The following is a 1,658-nucleotide window of genomic DNA, read 5'->3' as shown; positions in this document are numbered from 1 at the left end:
TTTTTCAAGGTAGTTGTCGCGTCCACCGTCGCGCTACGCGATTTTTATTACCACGGTCAGTTCCCTTTCAGGGTTCAGATACACCGTCCCGATAGGGTTCCAGTTGCGTGTCTCTCCTGACCATCGTTCCGGTCTTTTCTCTCTGGCCTGCCGGTATATCGCATCTCGACGAGCCAAGATTTCTCGGTCTTTTCCTTCATGACGTTGAGCCGGTGTTACGAAGCGGATCCGGCTATGACGGTGCACGGTGTTGTACCAGGTCATAAAATTCCTCACCCAGATACGCGCATCATCCAGGCTGGTAAACCCCGCCTGTGGCCACTGCGGGCAGTATTTCAGTGTCCTGAACAGTGATTCCGAGTACGGGTTGTCGTTGCTAACCCGTGGTCGACCGCGAGACGGCGTGATGCCCAGGTCATACATCTTGGTCAGTAACGTCACCGATTTCATCGGTGCACCGTTGTCCGAGTGAAGCACCAGCGGCTGGCGCCAACACTTCTCCTGAGTCACGCTTCGTTGCAGCAACGCTGCTGCCTTTTCCCCGCTCTCGGCTTCATAAACTTCCCAGCCCACGGCTTTTCGGCTGTAGATGTCTTCGATCAGATAGAGGTAGTAAAATTTCCCGCGAACCGGGGACGGCAAGTAGGTGATGTCCCATGACCACACCTGATTAGCTGAAGTCGCTGCGTAAGTGGTCGGTGCCTCATGGCGATGCGGTCGCTTGGCTCTGGATCGGTGATGCTGCTGACCTGCCGCATGCAGCACACGATAAAAAGTCGCCTCCGAGGCTACATATCTTCCTTCATCGGCCAATTGCGGCACGATCTGGCTTGGCGGGAGGTGCGCATAGGCTTTGCTGTTGCACAGCGTCACGATGCCTTGCCGTTCAAGCTCACTGAGCGCGTTGTTCGGTATCGGCCTAAGCGTCGTCGTGCGTCCATCTGCCAAGAGTTCTTGCGGCAAGCTCCAGCGTTGCAGTGTCCTCAGTGAAATGCCTACCTCCTGACAAGCAGGCGCCCTGCGGGCGCCCGCCAGAATGGCTTCATTAAGCCAATCAACGAGTAAATACCGTTCTGGCAACAAGGTCAGGTGGCCTCGTCGTCGCTCCCCCAGTAGGCATTGAGCTTTTTTCGTAGTACCAGTAAGGCCGCTGTTTCAGCCAGGGCTGCATCTTTGCGGCGCAACTCACGTTCAAGTTCACGGATACGATTTTTATCATCCCGTGACTGTCCGGAGCTTGCAGTTTTCGCGGTTGACTGTTTCGTGCTGCCGGCGATAAAAGCGTTGCGCCAATCGGTTATTTGCTCGGGAAAAATACCTTTTCGTCGGCAGTACTCACCGATTTCCAGTTCCGATAGCGAACCTGTTTCTATGATGATCGCCAGCTTGGATTCGGCTGACCAATTTTCGGCCGGTTGCTTGGCATCGGACAATTGCGTTCCTCTGGCGGCAGCTTGTTTGCGCCAATAATGGAGAGACATATCGCTGCAACCTTCGCGCCGAGCGACCTCCGCCGCCGAGAGGCTCAGGGGCGGAAGCATCATTTTCAGCAGCGCAGCTTTACGTTCTTCTGAATAGAAAGGCATGACCATACTCTTGCCGCCCCCGGAATGCTTTTCAAAAAGCGGGGGACACGACAACTACCCTGACACCGGGGG

The 1,658-nt window shown here is 55.3% G+C and carries 1 protein-coding gene; it reads right to left on the bottom strand.

Annotated features, from left to right (window positions below):
- Positions 1–33 precede the first annotated feature (33 nt).
- Positions 34–1,586, bottom strand: a protein-coding gene (locus A7K61_RS30555) for an IS3 family transposase (RefSeq protein ID WP_193791350.1) whose coding sequence is annotated in 2 segments (ribosomal slippage) — positions 34–1,124 and positions 1,124–1,586 — 1,554 coding nt in all. Because the reading frame shifts where the segments join, the coding sequence is not laid out codon by codon here.
- Positions 1,587–1,658: the final 72 nt, after the last annotated feature.

Origin of the sequence: Pseudomonas sp. AP42, assembly GCF_001728935.1 — a bacterium.
Classification (GTDB): Bacteria; Pseudomonadota; Gammaproteobacteria; order Pseudomonadales; family Pseudomonadaceae; genus Aquipseudomonas; species Aquipseudomonas lactis.
The sequence above is the reverse complement of the archived record's forward strand: the minus strand, read 5'-3'. Positions and strand labels throughout refer to the sequence as shown.